Origin of the sequence: Erwinia rhapontici (assembly GCF_020683125.1) — a bacterium.
Classification (GTDB): Bacteria; Pseudomonadota; Gammaproteobacteria; order Enterobacterales; family Enterobacteriaceae; genus Erwinia; species Erwinia rhapontici.
Map to the genome: position 1 here is coordinate 2,613,836 of NZ_CP085627.1, position 24,091 is coordinate 2,637,926.

The 24,091-nt window shown below is 56.6% G+C and carries 20 protein-coding genes and 2 pseudogenes; 6 read left to right on the top strand and 16 right to left on the bottom strand.

Features of this window, described 5'->3' with window-relative positions; genetic code table 11:
* Nucleotides 1–10 precede the first annotated feature (10 nt).
* On the top strand, nucleotides 11–1,168 hold the full coding sequence (gene hpxO / locus LJN55_RS12290) for an FAD-dependent urate hydroxylase HpxO (RefSeq protein ID WP_133841974.1): 1,158 nt from the start codon (nucleotides 11–13) through the stop codon (nucleotides 1,166–1,168).
* Nucleotides 1,169–1,910: 742 nt separating this feature from the next.
* On the opposite strand, the gene rhaM is transcribed toward hpxO, so the two are convergent.
* From rhaM to rhaB, 4 genes are read right to left on the bottom strand one after another with little or no spacing between them, the layout of a single operon-like run.
* Nucleotides 1,911–2,225 (bottom strand): L-rhamnose mutarotase, encoded by a 315-nt coding sequence (rhaM, locus tag LJN55_RS12295; RefSeq protein WP_159336599.1) that lies wholly within the window; start codon nucleotides 2,223–2,225, stop codon nucleotides 1,911–1,913.
* A complete protein-coding gene (gene rhaD, locus LJN55_RS12300; protein ID WP_133841972.1) occupies nucleotides 2,215–3,057 on the bottom strand; it encodes a rhamnulose-1-phosphate aldolase in 843 nt (280 codons plus the stop codon). Before rhaD ends, rhaM begins: the two co-directional genes overlap by 11 nt.
* A 9-nt stretch (nucleotides 3,058–3,066) precedes the next feature.
* Entirely contained in the window at nucleotides 3,067–4,323 is a 1,257-nt protein-coding gene (locus LJN55_RS12305) for an L-rhamnose isomerase (protein WP_133841971.1), read from the bottom strand.
* A complete protein-coding gene (gene rhaB / locus LJN55_RS12310) occupies nucleotides 4,320–5,792 on the bottom strand; it encodes a rhamnulokinase (protein WP_227534542.1) in 1,473 nt (490 codons plus the stop codon). Before rhaB ends, LJN55_RS12305 begins: the two co-directional genes overlap by 4 nt.
* Nucleotides 5,793–6,090: 298 nt before the next feature.
* Here rhaB and rhaS point away from each other — a divergent pair, with 298 nt between their 5' ends.
* From rhaS to LJN55_RS12325, 3 genes are all read left to right on the top strand, one after another.
* On the top strand, nucleotides 6,091–6,912 hold the full coding sequence (rhaS, locus tag LJN55_RS12315; RefSeq protein ID WP_133841969.1) for an HTH-type transcriptional activator RhaS: 822 nt from the start codon (nucleotides 6,091–6,093) through the stop codon (nucleotides 6,910–6,912).
* A gap of 62 nt (nucleotides 6,913–6,974) precedes the next feature.
* Nucleotides 6,975–7,787 carry an HTH-type transcriptional activator RhaR gene (rhaR, locus tag LJN55_RS12320; RefSeq protein WP_265106039.1) on the top strand — a complete coding sequence of 271 codons (813 nt, stop codon included), beginning with the start codon at nucleotides 6,975–6,977 and terminating at the stop codon, nucleotides 7,785–7,787.
* A 245-nt stretch (nucleotides 7,788–8,032) separates the two neighbouring features.
* Nucleotides 8,033–8,260 (top strand): hypothetical protein, encoded by a 228-nt coding sequence (locus LJN55_RS12325; protein ID WP_227534544.1) that lies wholly within the window; start codon nucleotides 8,033–8,035, stop codon nucleotides 8,258–8,260.
* Nucleotides 8,261–8,535: 275 nt separating this feature from the next.
* Here LJN55_RS12325 and rhaT read toward each other — a convergent pair whose 3' ends face one another.
* A complete protein-coding gene (gene rhaT, locus LJN55_RS12330; protein WP_227534545.1) occupies nucleotides 8,536–9,570 on the bottom strand; it encodes an L-rhamnose/proton symporter RhaT in 1,035 nt (344 codons plus the stop codon).
* A 137-nt stretch (nucleotides 9,571–9,707) separates the two neighbouring features.
* On the bottom strand, nucleotides 9,708–9,878 hold the full coding sequence (locus LJN55_RS12335) for a hypothetical protein (RefSeq protein ID WP_159336594.1): 171 nt from the start codon (nucleotides 9,876–9,878) through the stop codon (nucleotides 9,708–9,710).
* Nucleotides 9,879–9,951: 73 nt separating this feature from the next.
* Here LJN55_RS12335 and aldA point away from each other — a divergent pair, with 73 nt between their 5' ends.
* Together aldA and LJN55_RS12345 are read left to right on the top strand one after the other, a co-directional pair.
* On the top strand, nucleotides 9,952–11,391 hold the full coding sequence (gene aldA, locus LJN55_RS12340; RefSeq protein ID WP_227534546.1) for an aldehyde dehydrogenase: 1,440 nt from the start codon (nucleotides 9,952–9,954) through the stop codon (nucleotides 11,389–11,391).
* A gap of 160 nt (nucleotides 11,392–11,551) precedes the next feature.
* Nucleotides 11,552–12,499 carry a sulfonate ABC transporter substrate-binding protein gene (locus LJN55_RS12345; protein ID WP_227534547.1) on the top strand — a complete coding sequence of 316 codons (948 nt, stop codon included), beginning with the start codon at nucleotides 11,552–11,554 and terminating at the stop codon, nucleotides 12,497–12,499.
* A gap of 158 nt (nucleotides 12,500–12,657) precedes the next feature.
* Here LJN55_RS12345 and LJN55_RS12350 read toward each other — a convergent pair.
* The 10 genes and pseudogenes from LJN55_RS12350 to LJN55_RS12395 all read right to left on the bottom strand — a co-directional run bounded on the left by LJN55_RS12350 (nucleotide 12,658) and on the right by LJN55_RS12395 (nucleotide 24,079).
* A pseudogene (locus tag LJN55_RS12350) lies at nucleotides 12,658–15,121 on the bottom strand (T6SS phospholipase effector Tle1-like catalytic domain-containing protein).
* The gene (locus LJN55_RS12355; protein WP_407647809.1) at nucleotides 15,109–15,693 is read right to left on the bottom strand and encodes a DUF3304 domain-containing protein; all 585 of its coding nucleotides are present in this window, start codon (nucleotides 15,691–15,693) and stop codon (nucleotides 15,109–15,111) included. Before LJN55_RS12355 ends, LJN55_RS12350 begins: the two are co-directional and overlap by 13 nt.
* A 119-nt stretch (nucleotides 15,694–15,812) precedes the next feature.
* Nucleotides 15,813–16,034, bottom strand: a pseudogene (locus LJN55_RS12360) (hypothetical protein); the annotation flags it as partial.
* The gene (locus tag LJN55_RS12365) at nucleotides 16,022–16,621 is read right to left on the bottom strand and encodes a DUF3304 domain-containing protein (protein ID WP_227534550.1); all 600 of its coding nucleotides are present in this window, start codon (nucleotides 16,619–16,621) and stop codon (nucleotides 16,022–16,024) included. The gene LJN55_RS12365 and the pseudogene LJN55_RS12360, both read right to left, overlap by 13 nt.
* Nucleotides 16,622–17,177: 556 nt before the next feature.
* On the bottom strand, nucleotides 17,178–18,383 hold the full coding sequence (locus LJN55_RS12370; protein WP_227534551.1) for an acyl-CoA dehydrogenase family protein: 1,206 nt from the start codon (nucleotides 18,381–18,383) through the stop codon (nucleotides 17,178–17,180).
* Nucleotides 18,376–19,839, bottom strand: coding sequence for an MFS transporter (locus LJN55_RS12375; RefSeq protein ID WP_227534552.1), 1,464 nt, complete (start codon nucleotides 19,837–19,839; stop codon nucleotides 18,376–18,378). The genes LJN55_RS12370 and LJN55_RS12375 overlap by 8 nt, the downstream gene beginning before the upstream one ends.
* Nucleotides 19,840–20,086: 247 nt before the next feature.
* A complete protein-coding gene (locus LJN55_RS12380; RefSeq protein ID WP_227534553.1) occupies nucleotides 20,087–20,962 on the bottom strand; it encodes a MetQ/NlpA family ABC transporter substrate-binding protein in 876 nt (291 codons plus the stop codon).
* Complete coding sequence (locus LJN55_RS12385) at nucleotides 20,959–21,663, bottom strand: methionine ABC transporter permease (protein ID WP_227534554.1); 705 nt, start codon at nucleotides 21,661–21,663, stop codon at nucleotides 20,959–20,961. Before LJN55_RS12385 ends, LJN55_RS12380 begins: the two co-directional genes overlap by 4 nt.
* Nucleotides 21,660–22,673 carry a methionine ABC transporter ATP-binding protein gene (locus LJN55_RS12390; protein ID WP_227534555.1) on the bottom strand — a complete coding sequence of 338 codons (1,014 nt, stop codon included), beginning with the start codon at nucleotides 22,671–22,673 and terminating at the stop codon, nucleotides 21,660–21,662. The genes LJN55_RS12385 and LJN55_RS12390 overlap by 4 nt, the downstream gene beginning before the upstream one ends.
* Nucleotides 22,670–24,079, bottom strand: a complete 1,410-nt coding sequence (locus LJN55_RS12395; RefSeq protein ID WP_227534556.1) for an LLM class flavin-dependent oxidoreductase — start codon at nucleotides 24,077–24,079, stop codon at nucleotides 22,670–22,672. The genes LJN55_RS12390 and LJN55_RS12395 overlap by 4 nt, the downstream gene beginning before the upstream one ends.
* Between the last annotated feature and the right edge of the window lie 12 nt (nucleotides 24,080–24,091).

Genomic DNA, 24,091 nt, shown 5'->3' on the forward strand with positions numbered 1-24,091 from the left:
GGAGGAACGGATGAAAGCAATTATCATAGGTGCCGGTATTGGTGGGATGTGTACAGCGATTGCGCTGAAGCGCTGCGGGATCGACAGCGAAGTGTATGAAGCGGTGAAAGAGATTAAGCCGGTCGGCGCGGCTATTTCCATCTGGCCCAACGGTGTGAAATGCCTTAACTATCTTGGGATGAAAGATGCCCTGCGCGCCATTGGCGGCCCGATGCATTATATGGCGTATAAAGATTATCAGAGCGCGGAAACCCTGACGCAGTTCAGCCTTGATGCGCTGGTACAGGATTCTGGCGAGCGCCCTTACCCGGTGGCGCGTTCCGAACTCCAGTCGATGCTACTGAATACCTGGGGCTTTGATAACGTGCAGTTCGGTAAACGCGTGAGTCGCGTTGAACAACAAAGTGACGGTGTCACGGCTTTCTTTGAAGATGGCAGTGAAGCACAGGGGGATCTGCTGATTGCCTGTGATGGCACCCACTCGGTAGTGCGCGAGTCCGTGCTGGGTTACGCCACCGAGCGCCGATATGCGGGGTATGTGAACTGGAACGGGCTGGTCGAGATTGATGAGTCCCTGGCCCCGGCCAACCAGTGGACGACCTTTGTGGGTGAAGGTAAACGTGTTTCGCTGATGCCAATTGCGGGGAATCGCTTTTACTTCTTCTTCGACGTGCCGTTGCCGAAGGGGTTGGCGGAGGATCGCATCAGTCTGCGCGACGATTTATCCCGTTACTTCGCTGGCTGGGCAGCGCCGGTGCAGCAGCTTATTGCGCAGCTGAATCCGGAAACGACCAATCGCGTGGAGATCCACGACATTGAGCCTTTCGCGCAGTTGGTTAAGGGCCGCGTGGCGCTGCTGGGCGATGCGGCACACAGTACCACGCCGGATATTGGTCAGGGTGGCTGTGCGGCGATGGAAGATGCGGTGGTTCTGGCGATGACGCTGCACAGCAACTCGCTGGGGATTGAGGATGCCCTGCTGCGTTATCAGCACAAGCGAGCCGATCGGGTGAAAGATCTGGTGCTGAAAGCACGTAAGCGCTGCGATGTGACTCATGCGAAGGACCCGGCGTTAACAGCCGAGTGGTACGCCGGGCTGAGGCAGGAATCCGGGGAACGCATTATCAGTGGGATGTGTGAGACGATTCAGGGTGGGCCATTAGCGTAACCTTCTATTTCGGTCGACCCGAAAGGCCGGTTCAACGTCTTAAGGTCAAGGTCTACGGCCAGGTCAAGGTCAAGGGCGTTTCGCTTTCCCGCTGCGCGGGCTGAGCGACAAGGGGCGGCCAGTCGCCGCCGCCCCTTGTCCCCGGGCTTGCGGCAGGCGCATCGCCCGCTAAAGCGGGCTCCCTCAGTCGATCGGTTTTCCCGCCGGACCGGGCGTGACGGGACATCCCTGTCCCGGCTCACCCTCTCGCCGACGTCCTGTCGGCTCGTCCTGGAAATCCGCCCTCCTTCGGCGAGGCTTAATTGCCGCTCAAAAGGTCAACGGCCAGGTCAAAAGAACAATCAAAGACAGACTAAAAATAAACCAAACGCCAACGAACCATTCTTGGCTTTTGTTGGTGTTTTAATTTCTTAGATTTTTGTTTTGATGTTGAGGCGGCAATTAAGCCGCGCTGAGGAAGCGATGTGAACCAGGATGAACCGCCAGGACGGCGGTGAAAGCTCGGACCGGCACAAGGATGTGCCGTCACGAGCGGTCCGTCGGTGAGCAACGCTTGCGAAGGCACCCGCTGAAAGCGGGCGCGGCGCCTGCCGCAAGCCCGGGTCCCCAGGGCGGCGGCGACTGGCCGCCCTGGGTCGCTTCGCCCGCGATAGCGGGAAAGCGAAACGCCCTTGACGTTGACGTTGACGTTGACCTTAAGACATTGACCTGGCCCTGGGCTTAGCCCAGAACCGGGGCCCCCTCATGCCAGATAAAACACCGACGTTAACTCTGCACTCACTGGACTATGATCCGCATTCGACGGCATCAACTCACACATCGATTGCCACCAGCGCTGGCACACCTCCGTCTCAGCCACAGCATTCCAACGTTCTTCTGACTCCACCTCCACCACCGCAAACAGCAGATTGCGCGGCGCATCCAGAAAAATACTGTAATGGTGCGCGCCGTGATCCTTCAGCGTCTGCGCCAGCTCCGGCCAGATCGGATTATGTCGCTGCTGATACTCCTGGTGCTTATCAGGATGCACCTGCATCACAAACGCTTTACGCAACATGGTTATGCTTCGCCTCCAGCGCCGCGCGCCAGGGTTGCACACCGAAACGTTCACCCAGCGCCACCAGTTCTTCAGTCGTTATGCTCTGCTTCATACCGCCCATCGACAGCACTTTCACCACCACTTCGGATGACTTCTCAGCGGTATCAATCAGGCCAAAGGTTTCGTCGAGGGTCGGTCCCGCACCAAAAATACCGTGGAACGGCCACATCACCAACGTATGTGACTGCATTTTCTCAGCCGTTGCACGGCCAATCCCATCGGTGCCCGGCACCATCCACGGCACAATCCCTACACCATCCGGGAACACCACCAGACACTCGGTGCTGCCTTCCCATAACAGGCGAGTGAAGCTGGCTGAATCCAAATCCACCACATAGCTTAATGCCATAAAGTGGGTGGCATGGCAGTGCATAATCACACGATCCGCGCCGTTGGTCAGTTGCTTACGCACACTGTGCGACTGGAAGTGTGATGCCAGCTCAGAGGTAGGAACACCACCGTTGGTCAGGCCCCAGTGGATGGTAAAGGCGCGGCCATCTTCGCTGACGCGCAGCAGTACCAGGCAGTCAGCCGGATCGAGCTGCACATTGCGGAAAAACTTGCCCGAACCGGTCACCAGGAACCAGTCATTGGCCAGCTGAGGTGCAGGCTGGCTCAGTTCCAGCGTACGCGGCTGACGGTCAAAGTCTGCCGCAAACGGCTGAACTTCTTCGTCCAGCAGGCGCAGCGAGACGTTACCGCCGTTACGTTCATCCCAGCCCTTCAGCCACATATCCGTAGTCGCTTTGACCATTCCCTGGACAAACCAGGCGTTGATAATTTTTTGCATGTCATACCCTTAACGTTGGCTGAGAATCTGTTGTTCGTAATGACGGACGTCGTTTAACCAGCTGGCACCGGCCGGGACATCGTGGCGCAGACACCAGGTTTCCCACACGGCCTGCCAGGGCAGGGATTTTTGCTCTTCCAGCAGCGCCAGACGCGCCGTGTAATCCCCGTCGTTTTCCAGCGTTTTCAGCATATCGACCGGTTCCAGCAGTGCACGCAGCAGCGCTTTTTTGGCATTGCGCGTGCCGATCACCCAGGCCGCAATACGGTTGATGGAGGCATCAAAGAAGTCGAGGCCGATGTGCACCTTATCAAACAGACGCTGACGCACGATTTCGCTGGCAATCGCCTGGGTTTCATCATCCAGCAGCACCACGTGGTCGCTGTCCCAGCGTACCGGGCGGCTGACATGCAGCAGCAGGCGTGGCACATACAGCATCGCGGTAGAGATCTTATCGGAGATCACTTCGGTCGGATGGAAGTGACCGGCATCCAGCGTCAGCGCGATCTGGCGGCTGGCGGCATAACCGAGGCAAAACTCGTTCGAACCCACGGTGTAGCTCTCGGCGCCAATGCCGAACAGCTTGCTTTCGACGGCATCAATATGGTGAGCCGGGTTGAGTTTTTCACCGATCACTTCATCCAGGGATTCCATCAGGCGCTGACGTGGCGCAAGGCGATCCACGGTCAGATCTTTCATGCCATCCGGCACCCAAATATTCATCACTGAGGGCGTACCGAGCTGCTCCCCCAGGTAAGCCGACACCTTGCGGCTCGCCTGACAGTGCTCAATCCAGAACTGACGGATTTCGGCATTGTTGTGCGCCAGGGTAAAGCCATCAGCACTCAGCTCATGCGAAAAGCAGCTGGGATTAAAATCCAGCCCCAGCTGGCGATCGCGCGCCCACGCGACCCACCCGGCAAAATGCTGTGGTTTGATTTCATTGCGTTTGACGGCCTGCTCGCTTTCCAGATAGATCGCGTGCAGGTTGAGACGTTTCGGGCCGGGGATCAGCGCCATCGCCTGGTCAAGGTCCGAACGCAACTCTTCCACATTACGTGCGCGGCCAGGATAGTTGCCCGTGGCCTGAATACCGCCCGTCAGTGCGCCCTGCGGGTTTTCAAAACCGCGCACATCGTCGCCCTGCCAGCAGTGCATGGAAACGGGCAGTTGGTCGAGCTGTGACAGTGCGGCTTCTACATCCACACCGATATCGGCGAAACGCTGTTTCGCCAGGACGAAAGCCTGTTCGATGGCCTGGGTCATATACATAGCTCCTTTGCTGAAGAGGTGAGTGACACGAAACGCGCCAGATTGCGGCGAAACACGTCACTCCCGTGAGAGTCAAAACGGATAAGAGGGAAGTGCTGGCCAAGCTGCTGGCGGAAAGCCGTGACATCGGCCACCGCACCGGCGGTAATCAGCTGGCAGCCGATATTGCCCAACGTGGAGGCCTCCACCGGGCCAGCGAACATCGGAATGCCACAGGCATCGGCACACAGCTGATTAAGAAATGGATTCTGGCAGCCGCCGCCGACAATATGCAGCTGGCTGAAGCGCGCACCGCGCAGCTGTTCCAGCTCCTGCAACACCTGGCGGTAGCAGAATGCCAGGCTGTCAAAGATGCAACGCGCCAGCTCAGCCGGGGTGCCCGGCACCGGCATTCGCTGCCCGGCGCAGGCGTCCTGAATTTCACGTACCATGCTGGGTGGGTTAATAAAGCGATCGTCATTCGGGTTAATCAGCCACTGACAGGCTGGCTGCTGCTCCGCATCCGCAATCAACTGACAGAGATCGGTGATGGCCAGCTCGCTACACACACGCTGGAGCAGCCACAGACCCATAATGTTTTTCAACACCCGGAAGCGCCCTTCGGCCCCGCCTTCGTTGGTGATATTGGCATCCTGGGCAGCCTGACAGGTAAAGGGCTGACGGCTTTCAAAGCCCATTAATGACCAGGTGCCGGAACTGAGGTAAGCCGCATTGTCACCCGCCAGCGGCGTCGCCAGTACAGCACTGGCGGTGTCGTGGGTGGCGACGGCCACCACCGGGATCACCTTGCCTGACGGACTGGTCCAGCCCCCGACACGTTTACCTGGCTGTGACGGTTTGCCGAACCATGACGGGTTCGCCCCGCTCCAGCGCAGCAGATCCGCGTCCCACTCACCGCTGGTGATGTTCAGCATTTGCGTGGTGGTGGCGTTGGTGTATTCCCAGTTAAGTTCACCCGTCAGGCGGTAATGCAGGTAGTCAGGGATCATCAGTGCATGCGCCACCTGCGCCAGTTCTGGCGCGGCATCACGGCACAGTGCACGCAGTTGATACAGGGTGTTAAACGGCAGGAACTGGATGCCGGTGCGCTGATAAATACGGCCATGCCCGAGTTCACGGCAGGCCTGTGCCATCACGCCCTGGGTGCGGCCATCGCGGTAGGCAACAGGAAGACCCACACGGTTTCCCTGCGCATCCAGCAGCACATAGTCGACCGCCCAGGTATCAATCCCGATGCTTTCGGGCACGATGCCCTGACGATCCATTTTTTCCAGTGCGTCAGTAATAAACTGTTCCAGTGCATCAAGATCCCAGCACTGATGGCCATCAACGGTGACCAGCTGGTTTACGCAGCGGCTGACTTCATCCAGCGTAATCGCACCGCTTTCTGAGTCGTGCCGGGCCAGCATAACGCGGCCGCTGGAAGCGCCAAGATCGATGGCGACAAAGTGACGAAGGCTCATGTGTTCGCTTCCTGATGATTCAATGTCACCAGTGTAAAAGAGCCTCATTTCGCGACCTTCTCGCTACTGCCAGCCGGATCTGACCGCTGGCAGCCTGGCAAAGATGAACGTGAAGCAGATCACAATTTGATTGATAGCACGCAGAATCACGGGATGTGACCCTGCCCTCATTTCTCACTCTTTCCCCCACTTTCTTAAAAATATCACCGGGATAGTCGCTTTCGCTGTCAAAAATTCAAGGTGGGTTTCCGTCGCGCTGCGTAGACTCTGTTGCTGATATGTTAAAGAGGAAACGATCATGACCGTGTTACACAGCGCTGATTTCTTCCCGACAGGGCATTTCCCGGTCGCCATTGAACCCCGTGCGCCACAAGGGGTGTTCCCGGAGCATTATCATGATGATTTTCATGAAATTGTCATTGTTGAACAGGGTGCAGGTATTCATGTCTTTAACGGCCAGTCACAGCCTTTATGCAGCGGCTGCGTCTGCTTTGTACGCAGCCATGATCGCCATCTGTATGAGCAAACGGAAAATCTGTGCCTGACCAACGTGCTCTATCGCGGGCCGGAATCCTTTCGTTTTCTCTCCGGCCTGCAGCATCTGCTACCGCAGGAGCAGGACGGAAACTACCCCTCGCACTGGCGTATCGGCAACAAGGTGCTGGCACAGGCCAGGCAGTTAATCGAGCAGTTAGAGCAGCCACCGCTCAGTGACAGCCTGGCCTGCCAGGCAGAGCAGGAGATGCATTTTATGCGTCTGCTGTTGCTGTTACGCCAGGGGGGCAGCGCCAGCAACGACGATCAGGACAGTCGCCTGCGTGGTCTGCTGGACTGGCTGGCGGATCACTACAGTGAGGATGTGGACTGGGAAAATCTTGCCGACCGTTTTTCGCTGTCGCTGCGCACGCTCCACCGCCAGTTGAAACAGCAGACCGGCAGCACACCTCAACGTTACCTTAATCGGCTGCGATTGCTGGAAGCACGCCACCTGCTGCGTCACAGTGAAATGCGGGTGACAGATATTGCGTTTCACTGCGGTTTTGGTGACAGCAATCACTTTTCTACGCTGTTCAAGCGTGAATTTGGCCTTTCTCCACGTACACTGCGACAAAATGACTGATGAGGTGACCCGTGACCGTTCCCCTGCGACTGGCAAAAGCTGACTACTTCCCTTCTGAACAGATGCCTGTCGCGGTGGCTGAACGCACCTCTCAACCCTCTTTCCCGCCTCACGTCCACGAATTCAATGAGATTGTGCTGGTCTGGCGCGGTAATGGCCTGCACGTGATGAATGACCGCCCCTGGCTGGTCACCTGCGGTGATATTTTCTATCTCAATGCCAATGACTGCCACAGCTATGAATCAGTCAATGAACTGGCGCTGGATAATATTCTTTACTGCCCGGAGCGTTTTCAACTGAGCCTCGACTGGCAGCAACTTATTCCCCCACGTGAATCCGCCGCCTGGCGTTTAACCACACGCGGCATGGCGCTGGCGCGTGGCGTGATCCAGCAGCTTGAACAGGAAAGCAGGAAGAGTGATGTGCTGTCACGTCAGCTGACGGAGGCGCTGTTTTTACAGCTGGCCTTAGTGTTGCAACGCCATCGTTATGCGTCCGATCGCGCCTGGCAGATGCCGGAGGGAGAACAGCTCGATCTGCTGATGGCCGCGATTCAGGGGCAGATTGCTGTCCCCTTTGACCTTGCCACCTTTTGTGGCCAGCACCAATTGTCAGAGCGTGCGCTGAAACAACTCTTCCGTCAGCAAACTGGCATGACTATCGGGCACTATTTACGTCAGTTGCAGCTATGCCAGGCGAAGCACCTGTTGCGTACCAGCGAATGTCTGATCGGTGAAGTGGCCGCACGTTGCGGCTTTGATGACAGTAATTACTTTTCCGTGGTGTTCACCCGTGATACCGGGCTGACCCCCAGCGCCTGGCGCCAGCGATTTGTGCGTCCTTCCGCTTTGCACGTTCGGCCGGAAAAGGCCTGATTGCAATAATGCGGGAGGGTTGACCTTTGAGGCATAAGGCCAGGGGCTTGGGCTTGGGCTTGAGCCAAGGCCAGGTCAAGCCCAGGTCAAGGTCTTAAGGTCAAGGGCGTTTCGCTTTCCCACTTCGTGGGCGAAGCGACCTAAGGGCGGCAGTCGCCCCGCCCTTAGGAATCCGGGCTGCGGCAGGCGCATCGCCCGCTTGACGCGGGTTCCCTCAGTCGGTCGGCTTTCCTGCCGGACTGGTTGTGACGGGACATCCCTGTCCCGGCACGCCCTCTCGCCAACGTCCTGTTGGCTCGTCCTGGAAATCCGCCCTCCTTTGGCGAAGCTTAATTGCCGCTCAAAAGGTCAACGGCCGGGTCAAAATAAAAAGAAAAACCAATCAAATAGACCAGACACAAAAAGCCTTTTTGGTTTTATTTAATCTTTTAGATTTTGGTTTTGATGTTGAGGCGGCAATTAAGCGGCGCTGAGGAAGTGATGTGAACCAGGATGAACCGCCAGGACGGCGGTGAAAGCTCGGGCCGGCACAGGGAAGTGCCGTCACGAGCGGTCCGTCGGTGAACGGAACTGACGAAGGCACCCGTGAAACGGGCGCGGCGCCTGCCGCAAGCCCGGGGTCAAGGGGCAGCGACGACTGGCCGCCCCTTGTCGCTTCGCCCGCGCAGCGGGAAAGCGAAACGCCCTTGACCTTGACCTTGGCCTTAAACTGACATCAAGCCAGAGAGTCCCGGGGCTCTCTCCCAGATCAGGAAACCATACCCAGACCAACAATGTTGGCCGCAATAATAATCACGAAGCATCCCACGCTAAGGACCTGCACCGGCTTACGCCCCACGTTATTCCACTCTTTCAGAACCAGACCCACCAGACCACCACACAATACATAGAAGCTCATGTGCAGCATCCAGCTGACAAAGTCATACTGCGCCGGAATGCGTGCATGGCCCCAGGCATAGAAGAAGAACTGCAGATACCACATGATGCCGCCGATCAGTGACAGACAAACGTTGGCAATCAGCAATGATTTCGCCACAGAGAAGTCCGCTTTCACTGACAGGTTTGATTTGGTCGCCAGACGGATAAAACAGAAACCAAGGTTAACCAGCGCACCACCGCCCATAATCACCACGTAACTCGGTAACGCCACGTATAGCGGATCGATACCCAGCGCCGCTGCCGCTTCATGCATCGGTTTGGCGGCGTCCATGGCAAAGGACATCCCGGCCGAGAAAATCCCACACATCACCGCCAGTACCAGCCCTTTTTTCAGGTTGAACTCTTCCGCAGTGATGCCCATTGCCCGTTCTTTTAACAACCCGGCACGGGAGACGATCGCCACGCCTGCAAGAGCAACCAGCACGCCCAGCAGCGTCAATCGTCCACCGGCAGAACTGAACAGCTCCACAAAGCGCCCCTGAAGCAGCGGCGTCATTAACGTTCCGACCACCAAAGTGATGCCGATGGCAATACCAATGCCCATCGACATACCGAGATAACGCATGGTCAGACCGTAGTTAATGTTACCAATCCCCCACATCGCGCCGAACAGGAAGACAGGCATCAACTGTTCAAGCGAGAACGCGCTGTAGTAGGCCCAGAAGTTGGGCAGCAGGATCGCACTGACGGCCCAGGGGAGCACGATCCACGACATGATCCCCCCCACCGACCACATGGTTTCCCATGACCAGTTGCGCACTTTTTTGAACGGTGCATAAAAGCAGGCAGCACTTGCGGCCCCGACCAGATGCCACAAAATACCGGAGACAATGGCTTCACTCATTTTTTAATCCTTCGTTGTTGTTTGCCCTGATGACGAAGGAGTCTACGGAGAAGGTCAGGTGCTCAACCTTAGGCTGGTTGCCCCTCTGGCACCAAACCTGGCAAAATTGAGCACCTTCTCCCCTCCGCTGTCACAAATCAATCATCTGATTCGCTGCAACGTGCTAAATCGTGATTTTTTCCTAAGCCACTCATATTCATCACTAAATATAAATAATGCCAGCGCAGGCATGGGGTTCTTGCCGTTTTTGCCAGCCAGCTCTCATTGATGGCAGCCACATCAAGGTGATTCACCGTCAGCTGTAGCACCTTCTCAGACCTGCAACAGTTTTTGCGCTGTTAATTAACAACCCTATAAAAAGTGTGTCACGGAGAATCAGCCATGAACCCAGTTCAGCAACACATGTATATCAATGGTGAGCTTGTCGAAAATCGCGCCGATCGCTGGATAGAAGTGATCAATCCGGCAACCGAAGCCGTGCTGTCGCGCATTCCTGAAGGCAGCGCAGAAGATGCGCAGCGCGCTATTGATGCGGCAGAGGCGGCCCAGCCCGCCTGGGAAGCGCTGCCCGCTATTGAGCGTGGTAACTGGTTGCAAAAAATCGCCCAGGGTGTGCGCCAGCGTGCCGCAGAGCTGACCGCCACCATCGTTGCCGAAGGGGGAAAAACCCAGGAGCTCGCCGAAACGGAAGTGTTCTTTACCGCGGACTATCTGGACTACATGGCCGGATGGGCGCGCCGCTACGAAGGTGAGATCGTGCAGAGCGATCGCCCGCAGGAGAACATCCTGGTATTTAAGAAAGCGATTGGCGTCACGACAGGGATTCTGCCGTGGAACTTCCCGTTTTTCCTGATTGCCCGTAAAGCCGCGCCGGCCCTGTTAACGGGCAACACCATCGTGGTCAAACCGAGTGAACTGACCCCGAACAACGCGATTATCTTTGCGCAGATTGTTGATGAGATTGGTCTGCCTGCCGGGGTGTTTAACCTGGTTACCGGCTACGGCCCGGTGGTCGGTCACGAACTGGCCGCAAACCCGAAGGTCGGACTGGTCAGCCTGACCGGCAGCGTGGGTGCCGGGATCGCCACCATGCAGGCGGCGGCAAAGAACATTACCAGGGTCTCGCTGGAGTTGGGTGGCAAAGCCCCGGCCATCATTATGAACGACGCCGATCTCGATCTGGCGGTAAAAGCGATTGTGGCATCACGCATGATCAATACCGGGCAGGTGTGTAACTGCGCAGAACGCCTCTACGTGCAGGATGGGGTATATGACGAGGTGGTTGAACGTCTCAGTGCTGCCTTTAAGCAGGTCACCTGGGGCGACCCGGCCAGCCAAAAAGGTCTGGACATGGGGCCACTGATCACAGCGGCAGCACTGCAACGCGTGGAACAAAAAGTGGCGGATGCGGTGGCTGCCGGGGCAAAGGTGGTGACAGGCGGCAAGCGTTCAGGCAACACCGGTTTCTTCTTCGAACCCACCTTGCTGACCCATGTCGGGCAAAAGATGAATATCATGCAGGAAGAGACCTTTGGCCCGGTGCTGCCGGTGATGAAGTTCAGCACGCTGGATGAAGCCATTGCGCTGGCCAACGACAGTGAATATGGTCTCACCTCCTCCATTTTTACCCAGAATCTGAACACCGCGATGCTGGCCCTGAAGCAGCTTAAGTTTGGTGAAACCTATATCAACCGCGAGCACTTCGAAGCCATGCAGGGCTTCCACGCGGGCTGGCGTAAGTCCGGCATCGGTGGGGCCGATGGCCGTCATGGTCTGGAGGAATACCTGCAAACCCACGTCGCGTATCTGCAATACCAGTAACCCATATTGCTGGCGTATTCACCGTAGGGGGCGATCATTTTTTCCGATCGCCCTCTGTCCTTATCTATCCTGCACATATCGTTATCAGAACTACTCGTTAAGCCCGCTTCATGCATTTTGTTATGTTTTTCCCATAGCGCTTATTACCTGGGGAAATAACATGAATAAAGCATTACTGAGCGGACTGATTGCCGGGATCGTTATTGGCTCGACCTTTTCCGCCACCGCCGCTGAAATCGCACCAAAAACCATCAATATCGGCTATCAAAAAGCCAATATCTTCGCGTTGCTGAAGTATCGCGGCACGCTGGACGAGCAGTTTAAAAAACAGGGTATTGACGTACGCTGGGTTGAATTCCCAGCCGGGCCCCAGATGCTGGAAGGCCTGAACGTCGGCAGCATCGACCTTGCGGCTACGGGTGATGCCCCGCCGACCTTTGCTCAGGCAGCCCAGGCCGATCTGGTTTATCTCGCCCACTCCCCGGCAAACCCGAAAACAGAAGCGATTGTGGTACCGGAGAACTCGCCGATCAAAACCGTCGCGGACCTGAAAGGCAAGCGCGTGGCGCTGAACAAAGGCTCCGACGTGAACTATCTGCTGGTCAGCGCCCTGGAAGATGCCGGCCTGAACTATAAAGACATCACCCCAGTTTATCTGCCTCCGGCCGATGCCCGCGCCGCATTCCAGCGCGGCGCGGTGGACGCCTGGGTGATTTGGGACCCGTACTACGCCGAAGTGGAAACCAACGCCAAAGCGCGTCTGGTGAAAAATGCCGAAGGTCTGGTACCGCACTACACCTTCTATCTCGCCAGCCGCAAGTTTGCCGATACCTATCCGCAGACGGCGAAACAGGTGGTCGATGAGCTGGGAACCCTGAGCACCTGGGCTAACGCCCACCCGGAAGACGCCGCGAAGATCCTCTCAACCTCGACCGGCCTGCCTCAGCCCATCTGGCAGCGTGCACTGGCGAGAATGCCCTACGGTGCCGAGCGCATGACACCGGAAGTGTTTAAGCAGCAGCAGGCACTGGCGGATAAGTTTACCCAGATTGGATTATTGCCAGTGAAGGTGGATGTCAGTTCGGCGACATGGTCGCTGGATAAGTGATGCATAACGCAGTGCGGTCTGAGGGGGAATGCAGCACTCCCCCTCAGATGGCTACATGACGGTGAACGATCCGCTTCATCAACGCTGAATATCTGATGAAGCAACAGCACTGGCACAGTACTTTGCCGCCTTACTCTCACAGGCTAACGCCCTCTGGTTTATTCGGTTCCCGCTGTAATAACGGACTGCACCTCTTCAAACCAGCTGGACTGGATAGCCGACTTAGCCAACGCCAGCCGTTGCGCCGCGATCGCCACTTTTTGCTGCGCCACCACCTCACCCGGCTCGGTTGTGAATGCCTTCAGCAACCCGGCACCCGGCAGCATCGGGACTGGTTTACCGGAAAGAATATCCACCGCCTGGGTTTCCAGCGACAGCGCGCCGAACATTCCGGCTGCCCCCAGCAGCTTGTCCGTGACCCTTTTCTGTTTGATGATAAACGCCACGCCACCGACAAGAGTCGCCGCGCCCACCACCGCACCGGCGATCATCAGCGGCGACAGCGGTTTGTTACTTTTCTCACCGAAATAGACCATGCGGTAGCGGAAGTAGCCGCCCCAGGGTTCACGGGCACCGAAGGCGTTGTACATAAACCAGGCGCGTGAGTCGTGAGCCTGGTCATCAAACAGCGCACGCACCAGCCCCGCTGGCTGTTCCGCGTTTGTGGCTTCGCCGCCATCCGGGAACAGCACCTTGAGGTGGCTGTCACCGGCGGTTTTCATCTTCAGCCACTCGCCGTACTCATTGTCGGTATTGAGCAGGTACAGGGTGTTTTGCAGCCCGGCAATGGCTTCGTAATACCATTCGCCGTCACCTTCCCGGGCGATACCCTGATAATCCTGGCGAAACTCTTCTGCCGCCTCGCGTAGCTGGGTCTGCCCCAGCGCGGCGTCGAAGTCTTTTGGCCCCTGTGGCAGCAGCGTAAATTCGCCTTTTTTCATCCCGTCGCGCATTTTTTTGCGCTCGTCATCAACCGCTTTCTGTTCCGCCCTGCGCTTGTCTTCATCAACTTTTCGCAAGACAGGATCGCTGTGTTTATCCAGCCCGTTGGCAGCAGAGTCGACATAAAAGCGCTGGGTTTTATAGCTGCCGCCCGCGTAACGGCCAATGCGCCAGGTGGTGATCCAGGCGATCTGCTCGTCGATGGCTTTTTCCAGGCTGACGCTGGCGCGGACTGGGGTATAGAGAACGGCCTGTTCATCGCTGATGCTAGTGGCTGAAGGCGGGAGGTTCAGAGTCAGGGTGCGCCAGGCGTTGAAACGACTAATTAATAATGGGTTGATAAAAAACTCTAACTCAATGTCAGGAGTTAATTGCCGCCAGATATCTTTTTGCAGACCCTCAGGCAACGCATTCGAAGGAACCTTAAGCGGAGCACCGTTCGAGAAAGCCGCCGCATACATCTCATGCAGGGCAATCTGCGACAGCAGCAGGCCGTCATCCGGTCCGTTGGCCTTACCCTGGTCACCCGGCGGGTAGCCGCCGCCGAGGTCCGAGTGCATACCGGGGTAGAGTACCTCCTCGCTGTTGGCCGGGTAATGCCCGTTGGTGCGGCGGATGGAGTCCAATGGGAAGCACAGGCGCTGCTCGTGGGAGGAGACGAGGTGCACACAGCGCTTAATCAGCCCGCCGTAAACTTTCTCAGCCGGCAGCTCCTGCGTACCGTCGGCCCAGCCCATATGCCCTTCGGCAACCGGTGCGAGATGCGGCACGCCGACCGAGGCAACCGTATCCAGCAGGCCGAGGAATTCAACGCTGAGCGGGATTTTCAGGCCGCCAGCCGCCAGGCACTGCGCCGGTTTTTTCTCCTCGCCCTCAGGTTTCGGCAGCAGCCCGCTCAGCCAGTTAACAAAGGCGCGCGCGGCGGCGGCCCCGCGTGAAAAACCATACACGTACAGCTTGATCCCCAGCAGCCGGACCTGGCCCGGCCCGCCCGGATTAAGGGCGGTGCGCAGAACTTTCGCCAGCGCCGGCTCCTGCAGCAGGCGCTGGAACACCTCGTAGCGATTGCTGCTGCCGGTCAGGCCGAAACTTGCCAGCGAGGTCCCCATTGCCTTGACTGAGTCCCAGCATTCAGAATCACTCATCAAAGGCTGTTTCGTTGTCCGTCTCAGGGCATCAATAATACGCAGCAGCCCCCAGTTAATCCGTTCCTCGCCGCTGCTGGCGGTCGCCAGCCCCAGCATGCTGAAATCGAGGTCGGACACCTCCGGGAAGGGGGTACCCACGCCGGGAATATAGTACTTGTAGTACTTATTCTCTGCGCTGTCCGGCATATCCGTCAGCGCCTGGTTTTTGCTGCCCAGGCCACCGGCATAGCCCTGGCCGATGGTGGCCTGAAACAGGCGGGCAATATTGGTCGGGTGCATCGGTTTGGCAACGTACAGGTCGTGATTGAGATTATTGCCGGTGCCGTCAAAAAAACTGGCTGATATGCAGCGTTTTACAGCACGGTGGTGCCACCAGCCGGTTGGCCGCCAGGCACAGCTCATCGTGGTATCTCTGCTCCTCGCTGTCCTGCTTACGGCAGTTTGCTCCCACCAGCGCAACCTGTGATGGCAATCTTCCCAGTCGGGGGAATTCTGGTGGATACCAGGCCAGATCGGTGATTATTTCGGACATACTTTCGGCTCCTTCATCCGTAAAGGTTCTTTAATCGGGTAATCGGGATAATCATAACGAGAGCAGCTGGTGGTCACCTTCACCTGGTCGCAGGGAAGAAAATGAACAACAATGCCGCAGGTTTTCTGGCCGGTGTAATCAGGGACAGGAACTATCCGTGAATGCTCTCTGCTCAGAGTTTTAACTTTTTTCCGCCATACTCGATATTCATCGTTATATTTTCTGGCTCTTAAATCGGCCGTCTTTGCATCCAGACCATCCAAATTGGGACGCTTGGGTTCCGGTATTTCCGGCACATCATCGGCAAAAGCGACCGAGGTTTCCCAATCCACCCTGACCGTCATTCCCGGCTTCCATTCCTTTGGCGCGCCGAAGCAACAGCCGCCTCCTCCCCCCTGGTAGGGGCCAATAATATCGAGGCCGGACTGGCCGTTAACACTAAACTCGATGGCCCATTTGGTATGGTTAATGGCTTCGATGGTGCCTCCGCCGCCATGATACTCCGCCTGCGCACGCTGCTGGCCGCATCCCGCCAGCAGTAATATTGCGCACAGCACGCTGTAGACTTTCATTTGCATTACGTTCTTCCTTGTATTGTGCTTTCCGGTTTGACTGCCTGAAATTATTGAACCCTGCCCACCGCGGATGGACATGGCTGAATAATTTTTAACCTCATAAAGTTCATCGTTGGATTATTCCCGCAGCCGTCAAAAAACAGGCTGATATGCAGGGTCTTGCAGCATGGCGGTGCCACCAGCCGGTTGGCCGCCATGCACAGCTCATCGTGGTATCTCTGCTCCTCGCTGTCCTGCTTACGGCAGTTTGCGCCCACCGCAGGGGCCTGCGACGGCAGCCTTCCCTGATCAGGGAACTGGGGGGGATACCAGGCCAGATCGGTGATTATTTCGGACATACTTTCGGCTCCTTCATCCGTAAAGGTTCTTTAATCGGGTAATCGGGATAATCATAACGAGAGCAGCTGGTGGTCACCTTCACCTGGTCGCAGGGAAGAAAATGCACGGTAATGCCGCAGGTTTTCTGGCCGGTATAATCAGGGACAGGAACATTTAATGAGTGACTTTTGCTCAATTTCTCTATTTTTCGGTCCCATTCTTGACGTTCTCTATAATATTCTACAGCTTTCAAATGTGCGGTTCTCGCATCCAGATTACCTAGGTTGGGGCGCTTGGGTTCCGGTATTTCCGGCACATCATCGGCAAAAGCCACCCCGGTCACCCAGTCCACCCTGACCACCATTCCCGGCTGCCACGTTGCTGGTGCACCGAAACAGCAACCGCCCCCCCCTCCCTGGTAGGGACCGATCACATCAAGGCCGGACTGGCCGTTAACGCTGAACCGGTTTATTGCCCATTTGGTATGGTTAATGGCTTCGATGGTGCCTCCACCGCCGCTGCGGCCCTGGGCTTCCGCGGCAGGCTGCGTGCAGCCGGATAACAGCAGCAGCCCCGCCAGCAGCGGGCTTAATAATGAGAGTTTCATCTGACGTTCCTTGTTGGAAAATGAATTAACGGTGTATCAGCAAGGGAAAGGTGACGAGTGTCTTTCTGTAGACAACATATAATCTCTGGGTGGGTCTGGCATACCAATCCAATAAACATTTCTCATAATTAAATCTGCATAAACAGACATAATGAACGTGTAGTTAAATTTTTCCCCTGCATGTGCACACGCGACTATATAGTAGCCACCGGATAAAAATCAAGGCAGGTGGGGAGAGCTTTACCACTGATTTACATGAGAATATTCTTGGACTGCTCGTAAGAAATTATTTTTTAGTTACCGATACGCGTCAAAAAATTGCCTGTATAAAAGTTATCATCGCACGACTCTCACCGGATGAACTGGTCTCTTATCAGTCAGATAACGTATTATTAGTAATGTTTTTTAATTAATTAATTCGATATTAGATTGTGAAGAATAATATTCGCGGACTGTAATGCAGAATGATTGACAACGTCCCATCTTATCGACCGCTTAAAAGCGGCCGGAACAGACTTGCTTGATATTACCGATGATACAAAACGATTTCTCCGTTTTACTCCCCTTCGCCAATCTGCCAGATAAACGTCGGTTCCTTACCGTTCACCTCCCAGTCGCCCACATTACGGATCTTATAAATCACCGGATTATGCGACGACACGGTGCGCGCATTACGCCAGTGGCGATCCAGCGCTTTACTGATGCGAGTATCTGATGCCCCCAGTGCATTAAACAGCTCGGTTGCGGCACGCGGGATCAGCTCGGTGGCAATCACCTGCGCCTGTGCTGACGCCAGTTCCGCCAGCACATTGGCCTGCTGGATCACCCCCTCATCCCCGCTGTTATGGACCTCATAAGCACGTTGCAGCGCATGCGTTGCCTGCTGAACGGCGGCGTCCACCGCATAGACCCAGCTGGAGATCTGCCCCACTACCTGTAATACCTGTACATCGTTTTTCACCTGCGTGGCATTGCCGTGGCTGTAGACACGTTTACGGCTGGCAACGCCTGCCGCCGCATCGCGTTTCACGGCGCGGCCAATCCCCGCCAGCGTCGACAGTAAAACATGCTGATAAAACGCGGTCTGATAGCGAAAACGCTCGGTGAAATCATAGACATGCGCCTGCTCAACCTCTGCCTGGTGAAAACGGGTGGTCCCACTGCCGCTCAGACGCTGGCCGAAGCCGTCCCAGTCATCTTCACGCTCCACGCCCTGCTGATGGGTATTGACCAGCGCAATCACATCACGACCGTTATCGTTGCGCTGGGCATAAACATCAATCCAGTCGGCGTACAGCGTGCCGGTACTGTAAAACTTCTCGCCGGAGATCAACCAGCCCTTCTCTGACGGGGTGACGCGGGTGATTACCTCACCCAACTTGAGATTGCCGATTTCCGTCCAGCCACTGCCCACCAGCTCGCCATCATGGAAGCGGCGGAACCAGCGCTGACGCTCTTCACTGTCCGGCTGATTCAGGCGATCTTCTACAAAAGCGAAATGGGCGCGCAGCGCCTGCGGCAGGTTAGAGTCGGCTTCCGCCAGCTCCGTCAGCAGCTGGAACAGCTGCGGCAAGGTGGCGCCAAAACCGCCCTCCGCCTGCGGGATACGCAGGGTGCCGAACCCGGCTTCTTTCAACCAGCGAATCGGCTCCAGCGGAAGCGTACGCGTCACTTCACGTTCGGCAGCACCTGCAGCAATACGGGCAAATACCGGGCGAAAACGGGCCGCCAGCGCGGCGTAATCAGCAACAGATTCAGACATAGGATTCTTCCTTTTCGGATGGGTCATCAATGTCCTGCTTCGTCGGTTCAAAACGGATCACCAGCAGGAAAATAATCGGGATAATCGCGGCCAGCGAGACCATCCAGAACATATTAGTGCCAAAAGAGGCCTGCAAAATGGGCAGGATAAACAGTGCCAGCGCACTGCCGACACCTGACAGGGAGCGGCCAAAGCCGACGCCGGTGGCACGGATATGTGTTGGATAAGAGAGTGCCGGGTAGATCATCATCTGCGCGCCAGGGCCGAAACCTTCAGCAAACAGCCACAGACCCAACATCAAGATGGCGAACACCACACCCATCGTGGCACTTGGGTGACCAATCAGCGCCAGCGAGATCAACGCGATAAATTGCAGGGCAAAACCGGCAATCGCCACATGACGTGATGGGAATTTCCATGCCAGACGCATGCCCAGCAGACCGCCGGTGAAGGCAAACAGCGCATTCAGCCCCAGTGAAGCCGAGATGGTTTCAAACACGCCTGCCCCCAGGAACTGCGCCAGAATTGACGGCAGGAAGAAGGCAATCGCGGTGTATTCAAACGAGATACAGATATTCATGACCGCCGTCACAATGGTGCGTTCGCGGTACGGTTTCTGGAACAGCACGCGGAAGCTCACCTTCGGGGGGGCCTTCTTCACGGACTCTCTTTCATCGGGTTCGGCGGCATGCGCCGTAATGCCATAGGAGTCACGCAGAATACGTGCCGCCCCCTCCAGATCACCCTGATTGGCGGCCCACAGCGGGGATTCATTCATAAACTTGCTGCGCACGGCGATGATCAAGAGCGCAGGCACCGCACCAAACAGCAGCGAGGCGCGCCACAGCCAGTCGGCGTGTTCGGCAGGTAGCAGGAAGTAGAGCGCAAAGATAATAAAGAAACAGGCGGACGAAGCGGCGTACCACATCGGGCACCAGGCCGCCAGCCGGGCGGCTTTGTTGCCTTTGCCCGTAAACTTCGAGAATTCAGCCAGATAGGCCATCGCCACGGGCAAATCGATGCCAACGCCAATGCCCATCAGGAAACGGGCACCGATCAGCACCCAAACGTTCGGCGCTAATCCTGCGGCAATCGCGGAGACCACAAAGAACAGCATATCGGCCATAAAGACGGAATAACGACCATATTTATCGGTCAGCCAGCCACCCAGCAGGTTGCCCACAATGGTGCCGATCATGATCGATGACGTCACCAGCCCGGTGATCGCCGGCGTTAAGCCAAACTCTTTCACCACATCGTCAATGCCGTAGGATAGCGTGGTCAAATCGTAGGCATCGAGAAACACACCGCCCAGAGCCAGAAAGACTATCCAGCGTGCGTAACTATTTTTACTGGTACGGGTATTAATAAGTTGTGCCACGTCACTGACAGATCGAACCGGTGTTGAATGGGATGGCGGTATTGCAATGCCATCGTCAATATTAATTGAACTCATAGTATCCCCTATCTCTATTATTTTACTGGCAGGTGCACCCTTCATATTCAAGCTGCGCAGGAACGGGCTACGGCTAAAATTATTTTGGGCATCTGAATACTGTTATAAAGAGGAAACTCTGTAATAACAAACAACAAAATATGATTTAAATACCATTTAAATCAATAAGATAATTAACTTTTTTTAGCCTCAGCACAAAAACCGGAAAGGCTTGCGCCAGTCCGGTTTTTTTACTCTTATTTAATACTTACTTATCGGAAACAGGCACCAGCACACCCTGTACCAGCGGATCGGTGGTTTCCTTTAACCACTGCTGCACACGGGGATCGGCAAACGCTTTTTTCAGCTTGATAATATTTTCATCATTTAAATAAGGCGTTCCAATCACCAACTGTGAGGCAAAGGTCTGTGGCGCAGGCGGGAATAATATGCCTTTGTCGCGCGAAACTTTTCCTGCATCAAACTGGGAAACATAACCAATCGCCGCATCCACAGAATTTAATGCCCGTGGCATGGTTAACAGATCGAGTTCTTTAAAATTAAAATTATGTGGATTCTCTTTAATATCTTTTAATTTCGCCGTACGCGGTTCTACCGCCGGATCCAGACCAATCAGACCAATACGCTGTAACAACCACAGCGCCTGCCCCTGATTAGCACCGTCATTCGGTACCACGATTTCCGCGCCTTGCGGCAGGTCAGCAATGGTCTTGTAACGGTCAGAGTAGATGCCGAATGCCCACTGGAATACCGGCAGGGTCGAGGTCAGTTCAAACTTGTTGGCATCCACCACCTGCTTCAGCCACCACTGGTGCTGATAGATGGTTGCCGCATACTGGCCTTCCGCCACCGCACGGTCAGCCTGCACCGGGTCCTGCAACCCTACCGCTTCCAGCTTGATGCCATAATCTGGCGCAATGTTCTGTGCGACATATTCGATCAGTCGCTGCTCTCCGGCCATCGCCGGTTCAAAATGCACTTTCAGCGTGGTGCCGAAAGTCACGCTGTGACGCTGCTGGGCTGTGAAGTACCAGCCCAGTCCGGCGATCAGCACAATAGCCACGATGGCGACCTGCCACGGCCAGGTTTTCTTCTTTTTCAGTTCAAAATTCTGCTGCGTCATGATGAGTGTGTACCCTGTGAGTGTTGAAGTACGGCAACCACGCGGTCGCCAATAAACTGAATCAGTTGGATGGTCACAATCAGCACCACAATGGTGGCGATCATGATGTGATTATCAAAACGCTGGTAGCCATACACCACGGCCAGATAGCCGATGCCCCCGGCACCAATGGTGCCCGCAATGGTGGAGTATTCGATCATCGAGATGACGTTCAGGGTGATCGCAGCGACGATGGCAGGGAGCGCCTCACTGAGCTGCGCCCCGGTGATCACCTGCCAGCGCGAACCGCCGGACACCAGTCCGACCGCCGTCACTTCCGGCGGCAGTTCACGCAGTGCGTTCTCCACCAGGCGGGCGAAAAACGGCGTTCCGGCAACAATCATTGGGATCACCGCCGCCGGAATGCCGATGGTGGTACCAGTCAGCCAGAAGGTGAACGGAATAATCGCCGCCATCAGCACCAGAAACGGCAGTGAACGACCAATATTCACCAACGCGCTCAGGATACGGTTCAGCCCCGCTTGCGGAAATAGTCCGGCGCGCGAGGTGTTAAACAACACCACGCCCAGCGTCCCGCCGAGAGTGACAACAAACAGCATCACAATGCCGACCATCAGCCAGGTTTCACCGTAGGCAGGCAGCATCAGTTCATGGATCTGGTTCCAGGGGGTATCCTGGCTGGTGACGTCAACGGGCTTCATCCGGCCTCCTGCAAGCGCGGGCGCGCCTCGATGATTTGTGCCTTCATGCCCAGCTGTGCCAGAGCGGTAATCAGCGCCTCTGGTGACAGCGGGCGCTGGTTAAAACGCACTGCAATCTGCATCCGCCCGGCGAGTTGCCCCGCCACCTCTTCCACATGCGCCGCCAGCAGATCGACCTGGACGTTGTGCTGCACGCTGAGCCGGCTGATCCAGTCGGTGGCCAGCGGCGGTGCGCAGGTCAGACGCAGCAGCAGGTCACCGCTGGCGGTAACCGGACGCAGCGGGAACAGCTGCGCGGCCAGCGCCGAATCCGGGGTGCTGAGCAGTTGCTGTAATAGCCCCTGCTGCACCAGTTGACCGTCGCGGATTTCTGCCACGGCATCGGCGGTGCTGCGCACCACGTCCATCTCGTGGGTAATTAAGATGATCGATAACCCAAACTGCTGACGAAGTTGTTTCAGCAACAGCAGAATGGCAGCGGTGGCCTGTGGGTCCAGCCCGGAGGTCGCTTCATCGGCCAGCAATACGGAGGGTTTCAGCGCCAGGGCGCGGGCAATACCGACGCGTTGACGCTGACCGCCGGAGAGCTGAGCCGGGTAGTACCCCGCTTTGTCCGACAACCCCACGCTGTCCAGCAGCTGACCAACGTGGCGTTTGATTTCCCCAGGCACCACACCCAGCCACTCCAGCGGCAGCGCGACGTTTTCCCAGGCGGTTTTGCGTTGCAGCAGCGCGGACGACTGAAAGACGGTGCCAATGGCACGCCGTTCACGCCGCAGCGCGACACCGGACAGGCGAGAGAGATCTTCGCCGTTGACCCGGATACTGCCGGAGCTGGGCCGTTCCAGCAGGCTGATGCACTTTGCCAGCGTCGACTTCCCGGCACCGCTCGGGCCAACCACTGCCGTGATCGACGCGGCGGGCACCGTCAGTGAAATGCCTTTCAGCACCTCCACCGTGCGGCCCCCTGCCGCCGTGTAGTGTTTACGCAGGCCGTCGATTTCAATCATGGAGTGACCTCATCTTCTGCCACGATCGCAGGCTGTGACGCCCGGCGGTAACCCGCGCCCGGATGTGGTTCGGCCAGACGAGCGCCCTGGTGAAAGAGTTTTTCGCGCAGGGTGCCGGGCTGGTACTCTTTCTTGTACACGCCACGTTTTTGCAGTTCCGGGATCAGGTGTTCCACCACATCGCTGAAGGTTTCATGCGTTACCGCATACGCGAGGTTAAATCCGTCAACATCCGTTTCTTCCACCCAGCTTTGCAGCTCATCGGCCACCGTTTGCGCACTGCCGACCAGCAACGGACCAAAGCCGCCAATGCCTACCCAGTCGGCCAGCGCCTGCACCGTCCACTGGCGATCAGGGTCGGCGGTAGAGAAGGTTTCTACAGCTGACTGAATCGCATTGGTGTGCAGGTGTTTAAGCACCTGGTCGGGCTGATACTGGCCGAAATCGATGCCCGTCCAGCCGGAGATCAGCGCCAGCGCGCCCTCGTAACTGACGTAGCTTTTGTACTCCTGCCATTTGGCCTGTGCCGCCTGGTCCGTCTCATCGACGATCACCGTTTGCAGGTTGAAAATCAGGATGCTGCGCGGGTCGCGTCCGGCTTCGGCTGCGCGGCGGCGAATATCCGCCACGGTTTTCTTCAGCAGCACTTTGGACGGTGCGGCGACAAACACACATTCAGCATGTTCGGCAGCAAACTGTTTGCCACGGCTGGACGCACCGGCCTGATACAGCACGGGGGTGCGCTGCGGCGAAGGCTCACACAGGTGGATGCCCGGCACCTGGAAGAAGGTGCCCTGATGATTAATCGGATGAATTTTGCTCGGGTCGCTGAAGATGCGGCGCTCACGATCGCGCAGGATTGCCCCCTCTTCCCAGCTCCCTTCCAGCAGTTTGTAGATCACCTGAAGATACTCATCGGCATAGTCATAGCGCGCATCGTGATCGGTCTGCGACTGATGGCCGATGTTGCGTGCGCCGCTCTCCAGATAGGAGGTAACGATGTTCCAGCCAATGCGCCCTTTGGTCAGGTGATCGAGCGTTGAGATGCGGCGGGCAAACGGATACGGATGTTCAAACGACAGCGAGGCCGTGAGGCCAAAGCCGAGATGTTCGGTCACCAGCGCCATCGGGGTGATCAGCGCCAGCGGATCGTTGACCGGTACCTGGGTGGCATTACGAATCGCGGCCTGGTTATCGCCGTTCAACACGTCGTAAACCCCCAGCACATCCGCAATAAACAGGCCATCGAACTTGCCGCGCTCCAGCAGACGCGCCAGATCGGTCCAGTAGCTTAAATCTTTGTACTGCCAGGAGCGGTCACGCGGGTGCGCCCACAGGCCCGGCGACTGGTGACCGACACAGTTCATATCAAAGGCATTCAGGCGAATTTCACGTTGTTGAGACATAGATAGCACACT